Genomic DNA, 13575 nt, shown 5'->3' on the forward strand with positions numbered 1-13575 from the left:
GCGGAGATCATTCGCGGCGGACTGCTCGCTGTCGATAGCGGCCAAAATGAAGCCGCCAAGGCGCTCGGTTATACGCCCGCCCAATCGATGCTGCGCATCATCTTTCCCCAGGCGCTGCGCGTCATCATCCCGCCGATCGGCAATCAGACGATCTCGATGCTGAAGACGACCTCGCTCGTTTCCGTCGTCGCAGCCCAGGACCTGCTGACGCGCGCGCAGAATATCTACGCCCGGAACTTCCTGATCATCGAACTGCTGATCGTTGCCAGCATCTGGTACCTCGTAATGACCACGATCGCCTCCGCCATCCAGCTCGTCATCGAAAGCCGGCTTGGAAAATCTACGAACCAGGCGCCCGGCCTGCTGCAAGGCGCCCTGCGCCTCATGGGCGCGGAAGGGAGAAACGGATGAGTGCTCCTGCAACACCGTCCTCGGCAAGAGCTCTCGTCCAGGCGATCGACGTCCACAAATCCTTCGGTCTGCTCGAAGTGCTGAAGGGCATCAATCTCTCCGTCAACAAGGGCGAGGTGGTCTGCCTGCTCGGCCCCTCGGGAAGCGGAAAATCGACCTTTCTCAGATGCATCAACCACCTGGAACGAATGACAGCGGGTCGCATTCTCGTCGACGGCCAGTTGATCGGCTATCACGAGCGCGGCGATGCCTTGCATGAGATGAGCGGCAAGGAGCTTGCCGTGCAGCGCCGCGACATCGGCATGGTGTTCCAGCGCTTCAATCTTTTCGCCCATCAGGACGTGCTGACGAACATTTCGCAGCCACCGATCCTCAATCGCGGAAAGTCGCGCGAGGAGGCTCAATCTAAAGCACGAGAGCTCCTGAAGATGGTGGATCTTGAAGGCCGCGGCAGCGCCTATCCCTATCAGCTCTCCGGTGGCCAGCAGCAGCGCGTGGCGATCGCCCGGGCGCTGGCGATGAACCCGAAGCTGATGCTCTTCGATGAGCCGACATCCGCACTCGATCCCGAACTCGTTGGCGAGGTGTTGAATGTGATGCGCAAACTCGCGGCGGATGGAATGACGATGATCGTGGTGACGCACGAACTCTCCTTCGCCCGCGATGTCGCCGATCGGATCGTATTCATGGATCAGGGCGTCGTCGTCGAGGAAGGGCCGGCAGGCGAAGTCCTCGACAATCCGCAACAGGAAAGAACGCAAGCGTTTTTGAGACGGATGCACTGACAGTCAGGCACCGCAATAAGGCCGCACGTCCTTCACGTGCACCAGGAAAAAAGGGGAATGACAATGACAGGGAAGACCAAACTGACAATCACCTTCGCCTTGGCGACGATGCTCGCAACCTCCACGGTCTGGGCCGCGAGCGTCGACCAGAAACTGCACGCCATGCTGCCCGAAAAGATCCAGTCTTCGGGCGAGATCAAGGTCGGTACGGAACCGCAGACACCGCCTTACGATTTCTACGGCGAGGACAACAAGACGATCATCGGCCTCGAACGCGAGCTTCGCGATGAAATGGGCGGCCGTCTAGGCGTGAAATTTACCGACGTGCCGGCGCAGTTCGCCAGCATCATTCCCGGCATCCAGGCCGGCCGTTTCGATATGGGTATGTCCGCCTTCGGTGATTTTGCCGAGCGCGAGAAGATCGTCGATGTCGTCAACTACATGCTCGAGGGCACCAGCATCATCGTTCTGGAGGGCAATCCGAAGGGCGTGCACAAGCTGAAGGACGCCTGTGGGCTCAATGCCGGCGCGGTCCAGGGCTCGATACCGCTTCAGCTCCTCGACAAGCAGAAGACGCTCTGCCCGACCGATAAGCCGCTCAATGTCATGCAGTTCCCGTCGAACGATCAGATCAAGATCGCCTTGCAGAGCGGTCGCGTCGACCTTTCCATGGATACGACGGGGGTCGCGGCCTACAGCCTGCAACACCAGCCAGCCGGCAACAAGAAGCTGGAGCTTGTCAAAGGCGCGCAATACGCCGTCGGCTACCAAGCAATGCTCGTCGGCAAGAATAATCCGAAGCTGCGCGATGCCTTGGCGGCCACCATGCAGTCGATGATCGACGATGGCTCCTATGCCAAGATTTTCGAGAAATGGGGCCTTGGCCAAAACAAGCTCGACAAGGTCACCATCAACGATGCGGCGCGATTTGCCGACTACATGAAGCTGGATTGAGATCCGCCAGTCACCAGGCGGCCGCTGTTTGCGCGACCGCCCTTCTTTACCAAGATACGGGAATGATCATGACAGACAGAGTGCCTTACCGCGAAGCGATCGCATTGCAGCCCGCTGCCCTCAACACCTGCTTCAGCGCCGTCTCCAGACGGCTGGAAACGCTCGACCTGGAGCCGGTAAGGCGTGGACCGACGATCCTTGTGGGGATCGGCGCCAGCCTCTATGCGGCTGTCGTGGCCGCGGCGCAGATGCGCATGCAGGGCTTGCGCGCCTTCGCCCTGCCGGGCACCGATCTCTATGACCCATCAGTCGATGCCGGTGCAGCCTATATCGCGTTTTCCGCCTCTGGCCGCAGCGAAGAGCCAGCACGGGCGATGGAGCTCCGTCCCAACGCTCATTCCTACGGTATCGCCAAGGCGGATGGAACGCCGATTTCGCGGGTTGTGAAGCATATGATCGCTACCGAGAGTGGGGGGGATAGCGGCCCGAATACGACAAGTTATCTCGGATCGCTCTTGAGTGCAGCGTTGCTCATCGATAAGGCCGGTCGCCCGTCCGGCACGAATTGGCAAGAGCTTTCAGGTCGCGCCAAGGCTGTGTTGACCGAAACGCGCGCTCAGGCCGACAAAGGAGCCAAGTTGCTGGCCGGCAAGAAGTCAATCGATTGCGTTGGCGCAGGCGCGGCTCTCGGCACGGCCGGCTATGCGGCGCTCCTGATCCGCGAAGCGGCGCGCGTCGCTGCTCAGGATTGGGATACGCTGAACTTTCTCCATGGGCCGATGGAGCCGAACGACGGAAATAGCGGCGTGCTGTTGTTCGGTAATGGTCGCGAGGTGAAGCTGGCGCAGGATCTCGCCGGCTTCGGTATTCCGTCGGTTCTCGTCACTGCGCGCACCGATGTTGTAGATACCGACAATCTGGTCGTCATTCATGTTCCGGCCTTCTCCGAAGGCATTGGCGATGCCATTCTGCAGGCTATTCCCGCACAGTTGCTGATTGCCACGCTTTCGGAGGATGCCGGGCTGCCGGTCTGTGAGTTCCGCTACCGCCAGACCGATACCAAGCGCGACATCTGAGCCTTGCTCAGATGCTGATTTGATTGACGGCGAGCGCGCTCGGATAGAGGAAGGCAGTCTTGCCTTCTTCTCCCAAAAGTCTCGCCATGGCAAAGTCGATAGCGAGACGCACGGCGCCAAGAACAGTCGCCTGATTTGACAGCTGACCGTTGACCACTTCTACCGGCCAGCACAATTCCTTCACCACATCCCTCACGCCAGGCAGCAATTGCGGATTTTGCCCGACGCCGCCGCCAAGAACGATAAGTTGCGGATCAAGCACGCTGACGCAGGCGGCAGCGAGGTTTCCGACATCGCGAGCATGCTGCTCGACAATGGCGTGCGCCGTCGGAGATTGCTCCACGCGGTCAAAGAGTTCGCTGGTACTCTTCGGCGGTGCCCCTTCGCCAACGGGCCATCTTGCGGCCGCGCGCTCAAGAAGGGCTGCCGATCCCATATAAGTTTCTACATGCTGCCACTTCGGCTGCTCGTGCTCGGACCACGGGAAGGGCAGGTGGCCGATTTCGCCGGCGCCACCCTGGAAGCCGCGGAAAAGTCGGCCGTCCAACACGATGCCCATGCCGGTCTTCACGCCGATTTGCATGTAGATCACAAAGGAATGCGCTTTTGCCGATCCCTCGTGATATTCGGCAAGAGCTGCGCAATTGACGTTGTTCTCCAGCAGGACGGGCGCGCTATAGGTGGATTGCAGCCGTTCCAAGACGGGCATCAGGCTGTCGCGACCAGACATTCTTTCGAGCGACGTGGAAATGATATTGGGCAGCGCGATCGCCATCGCGCGCAGCGGCATTGGGCGCCGTCCGACTTGAAGAAGCAACCGCGCGATGGCGTCTTCAATCAAAAGAAATCGCTCGTCGGCGCGGACGGCGACCAGGGGCATTTCTACCGCGCCGAGCGTCGTCCTATCAAGACCGCGCGCGACCGCGTTGATATGCGTCGTTCCGCAATCAAGGCCAATGACGAACCCTGCCTTTGGCCCGAGACCGTAGGTGACTGAGGTTCGCCCGATCGAGCCGCGATTGATCCCGATCGGCGCGAGCAGGTCGTAACGTTCGAGTTCGCTGACGGCTGCCGACATGGTCGGCTTGGAAAACATCAGGGCTGCGCTCAGTTGAGGTCTTGTCGCAGGACCGCTGTCCGATATCGTCCGTAACACCGCCCGTGCACTATCCGTGAGCGGTGGCGCGTCGATATTGGTTTGTTGCCAAGCTGAACTCAAAGTGCACCGTAAGCCTTTCGTAAAGCTCCCTTACCATTGGCGCTGCGAAATTGATAGCCATATCCTATTGAAAATATACTCCAATTCCCTCGTCGCGACCGCGGATTTCGTCGAAGAAAAATGACCATGACTTTACCCCAACCGCTGACGCTTCGTTGAAGCAGCGTCCAAAGCGATCCGTGTCGTAACCCCTAGGGCAAACCCTTGCTTAAAGCACCGAAATCCCGTGATGGCGGTGAGGACGGCTTTCGGTCACAGGTCTGCCGGATCCGCCAAGATTAATAGGATCGTGGATTCTAATCCCTTCAAGAGCTGGCATAGGCGGATCGGGATTTGTTGAGATGGGAGAGTAGATCCGTCCGGTGGGAGCGAAAATCTCACTTCGCTCAAGACACGCAAAAATCAGAAGTGTTAGGCGACATCGGGAGGATCAGGACCATCGCGGCGGTGGCCACATTCCCACATATGTGTTAATGTGCCTTTTCTAAGTTCAGGAGCACGTCAGATGAGCCGATTGACGATCGACATAACGGACCAGCAACATCAAAGCCTGAAGGCGCTCGCCGCTTTGCAGGGCAAGACAATCAAGCAGTACGCGCTCGAGCGCCTCTTTCCCGGTGACACAGATGGAGAACGAGCTTGGGAGGAGTTGAAGACGTTGATGAAGACGCGCATCAATGACGGGCTCGCCGGAAAATTGTCGGCCAAAACCGTAGATGAGATCCTCGACGAGGAGATTGCCGAGGATCGTGCTTGAGGGCCTACATTCTTACCGCAGAGGCGGAATCGGATCTACGTTCGGTAATCCGCTACACACGTGCGCAATGGGGTGCTGCCCAAGTACGCCGCTACGTCTCAGCTTTGGAGCGAGGTATCGCAAACCTGGCTGAGGGCAAAGGTCCTTTCAAGGATATGAGCGCGCTTCATCCGGCGTTACGAATGGCGCGGTGCGAACATTACTACGTCTTTTGTCTGCGTCGCGAGGATGCACCCGCCCTGATTGTGGCGATTTTTCACGAACGAATGGATCTCATGCAGCGTTTGGCAGGCCGTCTGAATGAATGATCTTTCGCCGGACGACGCCGACGACATCGAAGCCGCGATCGAGAAGCAGTCCGATCACCAGTCTGGCAACGGTAGATCCGGCGGCGGTGAGAACGACGACGCGGCCCGGTTTCGCGCCGGATGTCTCGACGGCCCGCAAGAGAAGCGCCGTGCGCCGACAATGGCCGGCCGCCGCTCGACCCGACCTTGATGTTCAAGGCCTTGTTCATCGGTTATTTGTTCGGCATCCGCTCGGAGCGTCAGTTGGTGCGCGAGATCGAGGTCAATGTGGCCTATCGCTGGTTCCTGCGGCTGAAGCTGACGGAGGGCGTGTTCGATGCCTCGACCTTGTCGCAGAACCGCCGCCGGCGCTTCAACGATACCAGCATCGCCCAGGATATCTTCGACCATATCGTCGAACAGGCGATCGCCCATAAGCTGGTCGATGGCACGGTTCTTTATACCGACAGCACGCATCTGAAGGCCAGTGCCAACAAGGGCAAGTACGATCTTGCGATGATCGAAAAGTCGCGCGCCGACTACTGGGCCGATCTCGATCGGGCGATCGAGGCCGAACGCGCCCTGCATGGGCAGAAGCCCTTGAAGGAGAAGGACCGCAAGCCTGAGGTGAAGGAGACCAAGGTCAGCCGCACCGATCCGGAGGCGGGCTATATGGTGCGCGACGGCAAGCCGAAGGGCTTCTTCTATCTCGACCATCGCACAGTGGACGGCAGGCTTGCCATCATCACCGATATTCATGTGACGCCGGCCAACGTGCATGACTCGATCGTCTATCTCGGTCGGCTGGACCGGCAACGCGCCCGTTTCGGCTTCGATGTCGGCGCCGTCGGACTGGATGCCGGCTATGCTACGGCAGGCATCGCCAAGGGACTGGAAGACCGACAGATCCTTGGCGTCACCGGCTATCGCAATCCCACGCCGCCGAAAGACGGCATGATGCGCAAGTCGAAGTTCGTCTACGACCCGCAAGCCGATGGTTACCGCTGCCCCGAGGGCCAGTTGCTGACCTACGCCACCACCGACCGCAATGGCTACAAACACTATCGCTCCGACCCTGCAATCTGCCGGGAGTGCCCGCTCCTTGCCTCCTGCACGTCAAATGCCAAGGCAGAGCGGACGATCACCCGCCATGTCTGGGCCGATGCCCGCGAGCGCACCGATGCCCACCGTCTCACCCCCTGGGGCAAGGCCATCTACGTCAGGCGCAAGGAGACCGTCGAGCGCTCCTTTGCCGATGCCAAGCAACTGCATGGCCACCGCTACGCCCGCTTCCGAGGTCTCACTCGCGTCGCCTGTCAATGCTTGCTGGCCGCCGCAGCGCAAAACATCAAGAAGATTGCAATCGCACTTACAAAAGCCCCCAAACCAGCCTGGGGCTGACGCCAAAAGGGCTCCTTTGCGCCGTTCTCTCAACCCGCTCGACAAAACCTTGGCCAGCACGACAAGGCCAACAAAATAAAACCCGCCAAAATATCGACTGGTTTGTCAGCGGTCTGGGGAGCGGCTGTCAGCCGCTCCTGTTATTGAGTTAGACCTGGGCCTGGCCGCCGTCGGCGAAGAGCTCGGCGCCGTTGACGAAGCTCGCGTCGTCAGAAGCGAGGAACAGGGTTGCCTTGGCGATCTCCTCGGATTCACCAACGCGGCCGAGTGGGATGCGCGAGGCGAGATAGTCGAGCAGGCCCTGCTGCTGTTCCTTGTCGTCACCGGCAAGTTCGACGAGGCCAGGCGTGCGTGTGGCGCCGGGCGAGACGACGTTGACGCGGATGCAGGTGCCCTTCAGGTCGAGCGCCCATGAGCGGGCCAGATTGCGGACCGCCGCCTTCGAAGCGGAGTAAACGGAGAAGGCAGCCGTGCCTTCGGTACCGGCGGTCGAGCCCGTTAGCACCACCGACGAGCCTTTGCCCAGCAGCGGAAGCGCTTTCTGGACGGTGAAGATGACGGCCTTCACGTTGCGACCGAAGGTGTCGTCGATCTGTTCTTCGGTGATCTGGCCGAGCGGAAGCATGCTGCCGCCACCTGCGTTCACAACGAGGGCGTCAAGTCGGCCTTGCTCCGCCTTCACCTGAGCGAACAGCTTGTCGAGATCATCGTTACTTGCGGAGTCGGCTTGAATGCCGACAGCGCCGTGGCCGATCTCGGCCACGGCCTTGTCCAGGGCGTCCCTACGCCGGCCGGTGATGTAGACGCGTGCGCCTTCGACAGCGAAAAGCTTGGCCGTTGCAAGGCCGATGCCGCTGGTTGCTCCGGTGACGACGGCAACCTTGTTTTCGAGTCTGTTGGTCATTTTACTCTCCAGATGCTGCGCGCGCGAAAGGGTTCGGCCCGAATGCGCGGCCCGTTGAAATTCTGAAACTGTTCGGGAGGTGGCGTTGGCTCTTGGCCTCGTCGCCGTCCGATGAGAAGAACTTAGTTCGTCAGCCCGGCGGCGAGAAGCCGCTCAGGGTGGAGACATTATCCATCGGGATGGATGGTCTCCATAGTCGCACTGCGCCGCGCGTCGACGGCTTCAAATACCTTCGCCGCCCATTCCGTGAAGGCGCGCAGCCGCGGGTTCGGAAATCGATCGGCCGGGTAGACGAGGTGCAGCGGATGATTGTCCGGTTTCCAGTCGGGCAGGAGTTCGACCAGCGCGCCGCTCTTGAGATAGGGCCGTACCAGGAAGTCGAAGCTCTGCCCTATCCCCAGCCCGGCGAGCAGCGCATTCAGATGCGCGGTGCTTTCGTTGACCGAGATGCCGCTGGAGGTCGGGAGATATTCGCTTCGCTCATCGCCGCGCTGGAACCTCAGCGGAAACCTCTTTCCCGACGATGCAGAGAAGTAGCTGACGATCCGATGCGCCTCGATATCCTCCGGCCGCTCGGGCAACTTCAGGTTATCCAGATAGGCGGGCGACGCGCAAATGACGTAGTCCAGTTCGCACAGCTTTCGCGCCTTCATCGAGGAGTCACTGAGGGTTCCCCCGCGAATGGCGCAATCGATCCCCTCACTGATGATATCGGAGGGCCGATCGCTGACGCCGAGCATGAGATCGATATCAGGGTACTGGCGCTGAAAGTCAGAAAGCGTAGGGATGAGAATCTGATTTGCGAGCACGGAGCCGATGTCGACGCGCAGCTTTCCCTTGGGCGCACTGCGGGAACCGGCAACAGTGCCGTCCATGTCATCGAGATCGGCAAGTAGCCGAAGCGCGCGCTCGTGATAAGCGACGCCTTCGGTGGTCATCGTGACCGACCGCGTGGTGCGCTCGACGAGCTTTGTCCCGAGATGCGCCTCAAGATCCTGCACGAGCTTGCTGACGGAGGACCTTGGCAAGTTCAGCATGTCTGCAGCTTTTGCGAAAGAGCTGGCCTCGGCGACGCGGACAAACGTTCGAATGGCGAGTATCTGATCCACGGGGAGCCTGCATGATCGGTTCGTTGAGATGGAATCTATACCCGACAGATGACACAGGCCATGCAAGTTATTGCTCCAGCTGGATGATTTTGTGACGTCGATGGAAGGAAATAGACGCCGGTGCGTAGCCGCTCAATCTGGAAAACATCAGGATGACCTGTCGCTTTGGGTTAAATCCCCATTTTCTCAACCACTTAGCTTTCTGTAGGATCTGCCGTAGGTTCTGATCCGTTCACATCATATCACCTTTTGGCTGCGCCCACAGCTTAACGGAACGACTTCAGGCTCACCGGCCTGGCGGGATGAGGGGTGCGTCTTCGTTACCGCGGACCAACTGGCGCGCTTCCGCACGTTGGGGAATACGCTCCACGGACGCGAAGACATATGCCCTCGATCAGGTGGCAGCGGCACACGAGTTGCAGGAGAGCGGCAGGGCTAACGGAAAGGTTCTCGTTCGGGTTCAGGATCCGTAACGCGGTCCACTCGGCTTATCATGCGATGACGGCTTTCGGCTCTAGGAATGCCTCGAGGCCGAACACGCCATACTCACGACCGATACCCGACTGCTTGAAACCGCCGAAAGGAGCGAGCGGCTCGTGCGGCGCACCATTAATGACGACGCGTCCGCTGTCGAGCCGATCGGCAAGTGCCTGCAGGCGCGACGCGTCGGTGCCATGAAGATAGGCCTGGAGGCCGTACGGGGTGTCGTTCGCGATGGAAACGGCCTCGCTCTCGTCACTATAGGCGATAACCGATAGGACTGGACCGAAGATCTCTTCGCGCGCGATGCGCATCTGGTTGTTGACGTCCGTGAATATGGTCGGCTTCGTGAACCAGCCGCGTTCCAATCCAACGGGCCGTCCAAGGCCTCCCGTCAGGAGGCTTGCACCCTCTCGCGTTCCCAGCTCGATATAAGACTGGACGCGGTCGTACTGCTTCTGACTGACCATCGGTCCGATCACCACGTCCGGATCGGCCGGAGCACCGACCTTGAACGTCTCGACCTCCTGCTTCAACCTGCCCAGAACCTCGTCGAGCCGATGCCTGGGAACCAGGATACGGGTGCCGGCGATGCAGGCCTGGCCGCTGTTTATGAAGCCCATCCGCAGTACGGCGGGGATAGCCACATTCAGATCGGCGTCGTCGAGAATGATGTTCGGACCCTTGCCGCCAAGCTCCAGCGTGACGCGCTTGAAGGTCTCGGCAGCACTTCGCAGGATTTCCCTGCCGACCGCGGTGGATCCGGTGAAGCTCACCTTCGCGATGTCCGGATGCCGACTGAGTTCTGCGCCGACGACATGGCCGAACCCGTTGATGATGTTGAACACGCCTTTCGGCAGACCTGCTTCATGCAGGCATTCGGCCAGGACCTGCGTCTGTATCGCGCTCATCTCGCTCGGTTTGATGACGACGGTCGAGCCCGCGGCGATAGCGGTTGCGAGCTTCGAGGTGACGAAGCCGATGTTGCTGTTCCACGGCGTGATAGCGGCGGCGACACCGGCCGGCTGCATGACTACGCGCGCTCGACCCATATGGCGCTCGAACTCGTAGCCCTCCAGAACGCTCGCCATGGTGAGAAAGCTCGAAGCAGCATGGGGAATAGCGAAACGCGTGAAAGTCTGTGGAGCGCCGTATTCGAGCGCCATCGCTTCGGTGAGGTCGGAGACGCGGGCGGTAACAGCGGCATTCAGCCGCTTCAGCATGCCGATGCGCTCGGCCTTCGCCGTGCGTGAGAACGCGGGGAAGGCGCGTTTTGCCGCCGCGATGGCCTCTCGTGCGTCTTCGACGCCGGCAAGTTGCACCACGCCGATCTTCTCTTCCGTGGACGGATTGTAGAGATCGGCCTTCTCCTTCCCCCGTGGCGTCACGAACTGGCCGTCGATATAGATTTTGTCGATGTCGCGCATTTCAAACTCCTTTTGGCTGTTGAAGCATATCTGGCATTTCGAGATTGTCCTGATAAGCTGGCCAAAGTTGCTCAGGCTGATAGGAAATTACGGACAATGATGCGTGGCTCTCTTGCCGAACTCGAGGCGGTCCTCGCCGTTTCTTCCCAAGGTGGGTTTCGGGCGGCGGCTCGCGAACTGGGAATTTCCTCATCATCCCTCAGCCAGCAGATCGCTGCGCTGGAGACCCGTATGGGTGTCAGACTGTTCAATCGCTCGACGCGGAGCGTGGTTCTTTCAGCGGCAGGCGAGCAGTTCGTGGCAAGCGTTGGTCCGGCGCTGGAGGCGATCCGAAGCGCCGTCGAGCACATCGACGAGCACCGAGCGGAAGCGACGGGTACGTTGCGCATCAACACCTCGGTCGGTGCGACCCGGATGATCCTGACGCCGCTGATCCTGGAATACATGAGCCGGAACCCACAGATGTCGGTGGAGATCGTCACTGAGGGCGCGCTGGTCGACATCAACGCCAAGGGCTTCGATGCCGGAATACGGATCCGGGAGACCGTTCCGCCCGACATGGTGGTCGTTCCGATTGGCGACAGCATCCGCCCTGCCATCGTCGGATCGGTCGAATACTTCCGCCGCCATGGAAAGCCACAGGTTCCGGTAGACCTCCAGGATCACCATTGTATCCGCGCGCGAATGGCCAGCGGCGCGATCTACCGCTGGGAGTTCGAGCGAAGGGGAGAGACTTTCGCGCTCGATGTTCCGGGCAAGCTCACGCTTGATGACAGCGACTTGATGCTCCGGGCGGCCCGCGATGGAGCCGGACTTGCCTATCTGAACGAATGGCAGATCGCCCACGATGTTGCCGCCGGGAGGCTGGAGCAGGTTCTAGCCGATTGGACCCCGCCCTATCCGGGGTTATGTCTCTACTATCCTGGAAGGCGCAATATCCCAGCGAAGCTGCGTCGTTTCATCGACTTGACTAAAGAGCTGCGGGAAAATGGACGTCGAGACGCCGTCTTAGATTAAGAGTGTTCATTTGCGCCACGATTTCAACCAGTTTTGCATTTCGCGGTAAGCCTGTCTCGATATAGATATGACAAATTTGCGATATCGACATCCAGGCAGGGTCGCGATGAAGCCGAGCGCGCGATAGAATGGAGCGAACGAGGTGTGCGGCTCAGCCCGTTCGATTCTTGGGCGTGGGTGGCATTCGACGCGCAGGCGATGAGCCATTTGCTGCGTGGCCACTACGAGGATAGCTGCCGCGCGGCCTACAAGTCGGTTCAGGCCAATCCTGCACACAGCATCACCTATGTGCAATTAGCGGCCGCACTGGCGAAACTCGGCCGGTTGAACGAGGCAAGAGCCGCCGCGGCACGCGTGCTTGAGCTTTAGCCGTCCTTTCGCTACGGCCGCCAGTTTGCCGGAGTAACGTCACCATTACCACCGGCCGTCGGAATTTGAATTCGAACTGCCAGCTTGATCGGCATGCCGGAAAGGCTCGTCACCACGAGGTCCGCTTTCCCATCCCAAGGTCCTGCCGATTGCGAGCAGGCGACCGCTCACGGGCCATGAAGGAGGTGGATACGGCGTTCCTCGGGCTGAAATAGTCTTCCTCCGACTTGGTTCGGGTCGCCAGACAGGCAATCGTGGACAGCCGCTCATCCTGCTGCACTTCCCATCTTAAGTTCAAAGTATGCCTGTGATGAAGCGATCGACACGCGTCTCCGGTCTGTAGAGCGTTTTGGCCAGGATTGCCGCGAAGATGCCTGTCAGTGCACCGCCCACGACATCGCTGATATAGTGCGTGCCGATGTAGACCCGCGAAAAGAACACCAGGATTGCCGCAAAAAGGAAGAATAGGCCGCGCTTGGGCAGCTTGTGCACGAGGAAGGCTGCCGCAATCGCGAAGCTCGCCGTCGCATGATCAGATGGGAACGAAGGATCGCTGCTGCGCTCGATCAGAAGCCGGGTGATCCCAGCGTCATATGGCCGGATGCGATGGTCGAAGAGCAAAATGATCTGGTTGATCCCCAATCCTATAAGGAAGGTCAATCCTGCCGCGACCAGCACGTGGCGCGTTTTTGTCCGTTCGGAGCCGACCCACCATTGGGCCGCGACCGCCAGGACGAGTAATGGTACGCCGATGGTGGAGACAGTGATCATCAGTTGGTCTAGAAGGCCGTTCCCGGCTAAACTGTTGATCCATCCGGTAGCGGCGGCGTCGAGTTCGTACATTTGCTCTCCTATTCTCCTGTCATCTTGCGATGAGATGACTCGGTCGCCTGACGCGTGCCTGAAGCCTGCTAGGGGCTACGATGGCAGGTGAGCGGTTCAAGCCCTATTGAGACGCCCCTGAAGGCAAGCAGGATCAGACCGGCCATGGACGCAAATGCCGCGCCGGCGACAAAGGTGCTGTCAGATCCGATCCATTCCCAGAGGCCACCGGCAAGAATGCTGGCGCAAAAAGTGCGTCGCAGCTAAGCGCGGAACGACTGCTTTGCGTCCCTAAATTAGTCGTTTCGGCTTCTGATGCTGTTTGCTGCGAACAACCCCTGGCCTGGCTGCCTTTCCGGCTCGGTTCGCTACGGCATCGATGCACAGTATCGCGCCCGTCCGATGGATCCGAACAAGAAGTCTGATCGGCCGTGCCTGCGCGGAGTGAACGGGCTTCACCCTTTAAGGAAGATCGAGAGTTCCCGTGCTACCGCTTCCGGATCTTCCCGCTGCGGGAAGTGCCCGACGTTCTGAAGGACAATCCGGTCGAAGGAACC

Annotated in this window: 14 protein-coding genes and 1 pseudogene; 10 read left to right on the top strand and 5 right to left on the bottom strand. The window is 59.8% G+C overall.

What is annotated here, in order from left to right; genetic code table 11:
- The 4 genes from Q4Q11_RS27520 to Q4Q11_RS27535 form a co-directional block, all read left to right on the top strand.
- A partial coding sequence (locus Q4Q11_RS27520; RefSeq protein ID WP_498571454.1) for an amino acid ABC transporter permease occupies positions 1-411 on the top strand: 411 nt, incomplete at its 5' end.
- A complete protein-coding gene (locus Q4Q11_RS27525) occupies positions 408-1196 on the top strand; it encodes an amino acid ABC transporter ATP-binding protein (RefSeq protein WP_498571455.1) in 789 nt (262 codons plus the stop codon). The genes Q4Q11_RS27520 and Q4Q11_RS27525, both read left to right, overlap by 4 nt.
- Before the next feature lie 63 nt (positions 1197-1259).
- Positions 1260-2150 carry an ABC transporter substrate-binding protein gene (locus Q4Q11_RS27530; protein ID WP_498571456.1) on the top strand — a complete coding sequence of 297 codons (891 nt, stop codon included), beginning with the start codon at positions 1260-1262 and terminating at the stop codon, positions 2148-2150.
- Between the two features lie 68 nt (positions 2151-2218).
- Complete coding sequence (locus Q4Q11_RS27535) at positions 2219-3226, top strand: SIS domain-containing protein (RefSeq protein ID WP_498571457.1); 1008 nt, start codon at positions 2219-2221, stop codon at positions 3224-3226.
- A 7-nt stretch (positions 3227-3233) separates the two neighbouring features.
- Here the strand turns inward: Q4Q11_RS27535 and Q4Q11_RS27540 are convergent, their stop codons facing one another.
- Positions 3234-4322: an ROK family protein gene (locus Q4Q11_RS27540; RefSeq protein ID WP_498571458.1), complete on the bottom strand. Its 1089-nt coding sequence runs from the start codon at positions 4320-4322 to the stop codon at positions 3234-3236.
- 628 nt (positions 4323-4950) lie between these two features.
- Here Q4Q11_RS27540 and Q4Q11_RS27545 point away from each other — a divergent pair.
- The 4 genes and pseudogenes from Q4Q11_RS27545 to Q4Q11_RS27560 form a co-directional block, all read left to right on the top strand.
- The gene (locus tag Q4Q11_RS27545; RefSeq protein ID WP_112512457.1) at positions 4951-5202 is read left to right on the top strand and encodes a type II TA system antitoxin, ParD family; all 252 of its coding nucleotides are present in this window, start codon (positions 4951-4953) and stop codon (positions 5200-5202) included.
- Positions 5199-5510 (top strand): type II toxin-antitoxin system RelE/ParE family toxin, encoded by a 312-nt coding sequence (locus Q4Q11_RS27550; RefSeq protein WP_498571459.1) that lies wholly within the window; start codon positions 5199-5201, stop codon positions 5508-5510. The genes Q4Q11_RS27545 and Q4Q11_RS27550 overlap by 4 nt, the downstream gene beginning before the upstream one ends.
- Positions 5503-5700, top strand: coding sequence for a hypothetical protein (locus Q4Q11_RS27555; RefSeq protein ID WP_498571460.1), 198 nt, complete (start codon positions 5503-5505; stop codon positions 5698-5700). The genes Q4Q11_RS27550 and Q4Q11_RS27555 overlap by 8 nt, the downstream gene beginning before the upstream one ends.
- Positions 5661-6890: pseudogene (locus tag Q4Q11_RS27560) on the top strand (IS1182 family transposase); the annotation flags it as partial. The gene Q4Q11_RS27555 and the pseudogene Q4Q11_RS27560, both read left to right, overlap by 40 nt.
- Positions 6891-7038: 148 nt before the next feature.
- On the opposite strand, the gene Q4Q11_RS27565 reads toward Q4Q11_RS27560, so the two are convergent.
- The 3 genes from Q4Q11_RS27565 to Q4Q11_RS27575 all read right to left on the bottom strand — a co-directional run bounded on the left by Q4Q11_RS27565 (position 7039) and on the right by Q4Q11_RS27575 (position 10810).
- Positions 7039-7794 carry an SDR family NAD(P)-dependent oxidoreductase gene (locus Q4Q11_RS27565; protein WP_498571461.1) on the bottom strand — a complete coding sequence of 252 codons (756 nt, stop codon included), beginning with the start codon at positions 7792-7794 and terminating at the stop codon, positions 7039-7041.
- Between the two features lie 167 nt (positions 7795-7961).
- Positions 7962-8903: a LysR family transcriptional regulator gene (locus tag Q4Q11_RS27570; RefSeq protein ID WP_498571462.1), complete on the bottom strand. Its 942-nt coding sequence runs from the start codon at positions 8901-8903 to the stop codon at positions 7962-7964.
- Positions 8904-9394: 491 nt separating this feature from the next.
- On the bottom strand, positions 9395-10810 hold the full coding sequence (locus Q4Q11_RS27575; protein WP_498571463.1) for an aldehyde dehydrogenase family protein: 1416 nt from the start codon (positions 10808-10810) through the stop codon (positions 9395-9397).
- A gap of 99 nt (positions 10811-10909) precedes the next feature.
- Between Q4Q11_RS27575 and Q4Q11_RS27580 the strand changes: the two genes are divergently transcribed.
- Together Q4Q11_RS27580 and Q4Q11_RS27585 are read left to right on the top strand one after the other, a co-directional pair.
- Positions 10910-11827 (top strand): LysR family transcriptional regulator, encoded by a 918-nt coding sequence (locus Q4Q11_RS27580; protein WP_498571465.1) that lies wholly within the window; start codon positions 10910-10912, stop codon positions 11825-11827.
- Positions 11828-12025: 198 nt separating this feature from the next.
- A complete protein-coding gene (locus Q4Q11_RS27585) occupies positions 12026-12196 on the top strand; it encodes a hypothetical protein (protein WP_498571464.1) in 171 nt (56 codons plus the stop codon).
- Positions 12197-12490: 294 nt separating this feature from the next.
- Here Q4Q11_RS27585 and Q4Q11_RS27590 read toward each other — a convergent pair whose 3' ends face one another.
- Complete coding sequence (locus Q4Q11_RS27590; RefSeq protein WP_112512452.1) at positions 12491-13039, bottom strand: phosphatase PAP2 family protein; 549 nt, start codon at positions 13037-13039, stop codon at positions 12491-12493.
- Positions 13040-13575 lie beyond the last annotated feature (536 nt).

The sequence above is a fragment of the Rhizobium sp. UFLA01-1127 genome, from assembly GCF_059803845.1.

Bases quoted from the DNA above. Each gene is read 5' to 3' on its own strand.
- Q4Q11_RS27525 (WP_498571455.1), top strand. From the start codon at position 408: ATGAGTGCTCCTGCAACACCGTCCTCGGCAAGAGCTCTCGTCCAGGCG.
- Q4Q11_RS27530 (WP_498571456.1), top strand. From the start codon at position 1,260: ATGACAGGGAAGACCAAACTGACAATCACCTTCGCCTTGGCGACGATG.
- Q4Q11_RS27535 (WP_498571457.1), top strand. From the start codon at position 2,219: ATGACAGACAGAGTGCCTTACCGCGAAGCGATCGCATTGCAGCCCGCT.
- Q4Q11_RS27540 (WP_498571458.1), bottom strand. From the start codon at position 4,322: ATGTTTTCCAAGCCGACCATGTCGGCAGCCGTCAGCGAACTCGAACGT.
- Q4Q11_RS27545 (WP_112512457.1), top strand. From the start codon at position 4,951: ATGAGCCGATTGACGATCGACATAACGGACCAGCAACATCAAAGCCTG.
- Q4Q11_RS27555 (WP_498571460.1), top strand. From the start codon at position 5,503: ATGAATGATCTTTCGCCGGACGACGCCGACGACATCGAAGCCGCGATC.
- Q4Q11_RS27565 (WP_498571461.1), bottom strand. From the start codon at position 7,794: ATGACCAACAGACTCGAAAACAAGGTTGCCGTCGTCACCGGAGCAACC.
- Q4Q11_RS27575 (WP_498571463.1), bottom strand. From the start codon at position 10,810: ATGCGCGACATCGACAAAATCTATATCGACGGCCAGTTCGTGACGCCA.
- Q4Q11_RS27580 (WP_498571465.1), top strand. From the start codon at position 10,910: ATGCGTGGCTCTCTTGCCGAACTCGAGGCGGTCCTCGCCGTTTCTTCC.
- Q4Q11_RS27585 (WP_498571464.1), top strand. From the start codon at position 12,026: ATGAGCCATTTGCTGCGTGGCCACTACGAGGATAGCTGCCGCGCGGCC.
- Q4Q11_RS27590 (WP_112512452.1), bottom strand. From the start codon at position 13,039: ATGTACGAACTCGACGCCGCCGCTACCGGATGGATCAACAGTTTAGCC.